Here is a 4783-nt window from a genome sequence, read left to right as displayed (position 1 = left end):
GCGTTACCTGGCTCGGGATAGCCTCCAAGCCAGCTTGGAGGCTTCCGCCATCTCATGCCAAGGAGATTGATAGTGCGCGAATATTCGATCGCCGCAATTCCCGCTGACGGAATTGGGCCAGAGGTTATTGATGCCGGCATCACTGTGGTCAACGTCCTGGCCGAGCAGCGCGGCGACCTGAAGCTGAGGTTCAGCCTCTTCGATTGGGGGTCGGACTACTACAAGCGCAACGGTGTCATGATGCCGGCCGACGGGCTGGAACGGCTAAGGAAATTTGACGCCATCTATTTTGGCGCCGTCGGCGCGGTAGACGTACCCGACCATATCACCCTTTGGGGGCTGCGGCTGCAGATCTGCCAGGGTTTCGATCAGTATGCCAATGTGCGACCGACCAAGATCCTACCCGGCATCGCATCTCCGCTGCGCGACGTCCGGATCGGTGATCTCGACTGGGTCATCGTGCGCGAGAACTCGGAGGGTGAGTATTCGGGCGCCGGCGGGCGGGTGCATCGCGGCCTGCCTGAAGAAGTCGGCATGGACGTGTCCGTCTTCACGCGGGTGGGCGTGGAACGCATCATTCGCTACGCCTTCCGATTGGCGCAGTCCCGGCCGCGCAAACTCCTCACTGTCGTCACCAAATCGAATGCGCAGCGCCATGGCATGGTGATGTGGGACGAGATCGCCGAGAATGTCTCGCACGAATTTCCCGACGTGACCTGGGACAAGATGTTGGTGGACGCCATGACCGTGCGCATGGTGCTGAAGCCGCAGAGCCTCGACACGATCGTGGCAACGAACCTTCATGCCGACGTGCTTTCAGATCTTGCCGGCGCGTTAGCGGGCAGTATTGGCGTTGCGCCTACCGCCAACATCGACCCCGAAAGGCGCTTCCCGTCCATGTTCGAACCCATTCACGGCTCGGCATTCGATATCGCCGGCAAAGGCATTGCCAATCCGATTGCCACATTCTGGACAGCGGTGCAGATGCTCAGCCACCTGGGCGAGCAGGAGGCAGCCGACCAGCTCATGCGCGCCATCGAGCGAGCGGGCGAGGCCGGCATAATGACGCCCGATGTCGGCGGCAAGGCAACCACGCGCCAGGTCACCGAAGCGGTCTGCAACGCCATACGGGGGCGCAACGTCCTGGTAGACTGACTTTGCGTTGCCGGCGATTCCAGGAAGCGTAGCGGTTTTCTATCAAAAACAAATAGTTAGATCGGCGACGCCGAACCGCCCTAGTGCAACTGGCGAAACAGCCTATAGAGCTCCGCCTTCCTCTCGAAGCCCACACCAGGCGTATCGGGCAACCTGACATAGCCGTCTTCAACGGCGATGTTGTCAGCGAAGCCGCCGAAAGGCTGGAAAACATCCGGGTAGGATTCGTTGCCGCCCAGATGCAGTCCGGCGGCAATGTTGAGCGACATCTGGTGTCCGCCGTGAGGCACGACGCGTCGGGAGGACCATCCCAGCGATTTCATAACTTCCAGCGTGCGCAGATACTCCACCAGGCCATAGGAGAGGGCACAGTCGAATTGCAGATAGTCCCGGTCGGGCCGCATGCCGCCATAGCGCAACAGGTTGCGTGCGTCCTGATGCGAGAACAGGTTCTCGCCCGTGGCCATTGGTCCGTCATAATGGGCGGCGAGTTCCGCCTGCAACGCATAGTCAAGCGGGTCTCCGGCTTCCTCGTACCAGAACAGACCGTAAGGGCGCATCGCCTTGGCGTAGGCGATGGCGGTTTCGACATCGAAGCGGCCGTTGGCGTCCACTGCAAGATGCCTGCCGTCGCCGACGACGTCGAGCACCGCTTCGATGCGGCGCAGGTCATCCTCCAGCGGTACAGCGCCGATCTTCATCTTTACGACCTTGTAGCCTCGGTCGAGATAGCTGCGCATCTCCGCTTGCAGCTTGGAGTGGTCCTTGCCCGGGTAATAGTAGCCGCCGGCCGCGTAGACCCAAACCTTCTCATCGGCGATGCCGCTCCTGTAGCGGTCGGCCAGAAGTCTCCACAGCGGCACGCCGGCAATCTTGGCGACCGCATCCCAGACGGCCATGTCGATGGTGCCTACCGCCACGGACCGTTCGCCGTGGCCGCCGGGCTTCTCGTTGGTCATCAGCGTTTTCCAGATGGCGAAGGGGTCGAGATTGTCGTTCTCGTGGTCGATCAGCGTATTCGGGTCGGCTTCCAGAACGCGTGCCAGGAAGCGGTCGCGCATCAGCGCGCCTTGTCCGTAGCGTCCGTTCGAGTTGAAGCCGTAGCCTACAACCGGCTTGCCGTCCCGCATCACATCCGTGATCACGGCGACGGCCGAGCAGGTCATTTTGGAGAAGTCGATATAGGCATTGGCGATGGGCGAGGCGATCGAGACCGTCTTTTCCCGGATGTCCACGATGCGCATGCGTAATCCTTATGCTTCGACTGCGTCTGCTACAGCTTTGCCGCAGGTGACGGTATCGGCCTTGCCGCCGAGATCCCGGGTGCGGGTGGCGTCGTTCCTCAACGCTGCCTCAATGGCCTTAACGATCGCTTGGCTGGCCTCTTCTTGCCCGAGATGATCGAGCATCATGGCCGCGGTCCATATCTGGCCGACGGGATTGGCGATGCCCTTGCCGGCAATGTCAGGAGCCGAACCGTGCACAGGCTCGAAGAGCGAGGGGAATCGGCCCTCCGGATTGATGTTCGCAGACGGCGCGATGCCGATCGTGCCGGTACAGGCAGGTCCCAGGTCGGAGAGAATGTCGCCGAAAAGATTGGATGCCACGACAACATCGAAACGGTCGGGATTGAGCACGAAATGAGCTGTCAGAATATCGATATGGTACTTGTCCCAGGAAACGTCCGGATAGTTTGCGGCCATCGCCTCCATACGCTCGTCCCAGTATGGCATGGTGATCGAAATGCCGTTGGACTTGGTGGCGGAGGTGAGGTGCTTTCGCGGGCGCTTCCGCGCCAGGTCGAATGCATAACGCAGGATGCGGTCCACACCCACGCGTGACATCACCGTTTCCTGGATAACGATCTCGCGATCCGTGCCTTGGTACATCTTGCCGCCGATGGAGGAATATTCGCCCTCGGTATTTTCGCGCACAACGTAGAAATCGATGTCGCCAGGCTTGCGGTTGGCGAGCGGCGAAGGCACTCCCGGCATCAGCCGAACCGGGCGCAGATTGACGTACTGATCGAATTCGCGGCGGAACTGCAGGAGAGATCCCCAAAGCGAAATATGGTCAGGAACTGCTGCCGGCCAGCCGACCGCGCCGAAGAAAATCGCGTCATGGGTTTCGATCTTGGACTTCCAGTCCTCCGGCATCATACGGCCGTGCTTGGCGTAGTAGTCGCAGGAGGCGAAGTCGAAGTGGTCGAACTGCAGGTCAAGGCCGAAGCGCCTAGCCGCCGCGTCCAGGACGCGAAGACCCTCGGGGATGACTTCCTTGCCGATCCCGTCACCGGGGATGACTGCAATTCGATGCTTCTTGGCCGACATGTGGCTTTCCCGATCTGCGGAGCAGGCGATGTATATGCTTCAGACTGTGCGGCGGCTGACACCGGAATGACCGGCACGCGCCTTACCCTGCGAAATATTCGATCTCTTCGCGCAAGCGCTTGCCGGCAAGTCCCATTCCGAGCAGCACTGAAACGAGCACGCGGGCCTTTTGTCCGCTCAGATCGCCGGCGAAAATCACCCCCCCGTCCGACAGTGTCTTGCCGCCGCCATTGCCGTAGATCGCCTTGACGCGGCCTCGCTGACAGCGGCTGGTCATGATGACAGGCAATCCCTTTTTGACGAGCGCCGTCGCGGTGGCTGTTACCGACGGCGGAGCATTGCCGCGGCCGAAGCCTTCCAGAATGATGGCCTTGGCACCATTGTCGGCTGCAAAGCGCAGATAGCGGTCGCTAATACCCATCGCCAGTTTGACGAGTTCGACGTCGGCCACCACGCCGTTCGCTTCATAGCTGCGCCTCAGGATCGGCCTGCGATGAAGCACGACGCGGTCGCCGTCCACTTCGCCGAGCTTGCCGTGTTCATGAGAGATGAACGTGTCGGTACGCGAAGTATGGGACTTCGTAACATCCCGCGCAGCATGGAATTCCTGCTCGAAACAGATGACCGCACCCAAGCCGCGGGCTGCGTCCGAGGCAGCCAGCCGCAGCGAGTCCGTTATGTTGCGGGGGCCGTCCGGGTTCGGTTCGTCGGCTGCGTGCTGCGCGCCGGTGAAGACGATCGGCTTGTCGGAACGGACCAGGAGGTCGGCCATGAAGGCGGTCTCCTCCATCGTGTCGGTGCCGTGCGTCACCACCACTCCATCGAAGCCCTCGTCGAGGCGGTGCGAGATGCGCTGGGCCAGTGAAAAGCCCAACGGCAGGTCAATGGCATAGCTGCCGACATTGGAGAACTCATCGATGGTGATCTCGATGTCCTCGAGCGGGTCATGCAGCATCGCCCGCAACTGCGCTCCGGTAACGCTTGCCGTCACGTCTCCGGTCTCGGGCTCCAGCTTGGATGCGATCGTCCCCCCTGTTGTGATCAGACAGATTTTCGGCATTTCGCTCCCTCACTCGCGTTTCCGATGTTGAATATGTTGGTCAGACCAAGAAATCAAGAAGCCTTTTTAACATGCACAAAACGCCTAAAATTTCCGCAGTTTTGGGAGTTGACGGTCAGGCCAATTTAGACATTAATGACATACACGCATTTTGGTCTGGCCAAAAGGCGATTAGGTAACGGCGCGAAGCCGCGCGATCAAAGGGGAACGGAAATGGCTGACAGTTTTACCAGAATTC

Annotated in this window: 4 protein-coding genes; 1 reads left to right on the top strand and 3 read right to left on the bottom strand. The window is 60.4% G+C overall.

Features of this window, described 5'->3' with window-relative positions; translation table 11 throughout:
* Positions 1-72: 72 nt before the first annotated feature.
* Positions 73-1155, top strand: a complete 1083-nt coding sequence (locus EOD07_RS22865) for a tartrate dehydrogenase (protein WP_127237077.1) — start codon at positions 73-75, stop codon at positions 1153-1155.
* Positions 1156-1235: 80 nt separating this feature from the next.
* Here the strand turns inward: EOD07_RS22865 and EOD07_RS22860 are convergent, their stop codons facing one another.
* The 3 genes from EOD07_RS22860 to EOD07_RS22850 all read right to left on the bottom strand — a co-directional run bounded on the left by EOD07_RS22860 (position 1236) and on the right by EOD07_RS22850 (position 4545).
* Positions 1236-2399, bottom strand: coding sequence for a mandelate racemase/muconate lactonizing enzyme family protein (locus tag EOD07_RS22860; protein WP_127237076.1), 1164 nt, complete (start codon positions 2397-2399; stop codon positions 1236-1238).
* Between the two features lie 9 nt (positions 2400-2408).
* Positions 2409-3485: a tartrate dehydrogenase gene (locus EOD07_RS22855; RefSeq protein WP_127237075.1), complete on the bottom strand. Its 1077-nt coding sequence runs from the start codon at positions 3483-3485 to the stop codon at positions 2409-2411.
* 82 nt (positions 3486-3567) lie between these two features.
* Entirely contained in the window at positions 3568-4545 is a 978-nt protein-coding gene (locus EOD07_RS22850) for an asparaginase (protein WP_073985660.1), read from the bottom strand.
* Positions 4546-4783: the final 238 nt, after the last annotated feature.

The sequence above is a fragment of the Mesorhizobium sp. M2C.T.Ca.TU.002.02.1.1 genome, assembly GCF_003997225.1.
The sequence above is the reverse complement of the archived record's forward strand: the minus strand, read 5'-3'. Positions and strand labels throughout refer to the sequence as shown.

Coding starts and splice junctions, on each gene's coding strand:
- EOD07_RS22850 (WP_073985660.1), bottom strand. CDS start 4,545: ATGCCGAAAATCTGTCTGATCACAACAGGGGGGACGATCGCATCCAAG.
- EOD07_RS22855 (WP_127237075.1), bottom strand. CDS start 3,485: ATGTCGGCCAAGAAGCATCGAATTGCAGTCATCCCCGGTGACGGGATC.
- EOD07_RS22860 (WP_127237076.1), bottom strand. CDS start 2,399: ATGCGCATCGTGGACATCCGGGAAAAGACGGTCTCGATCGCCTCGCCC.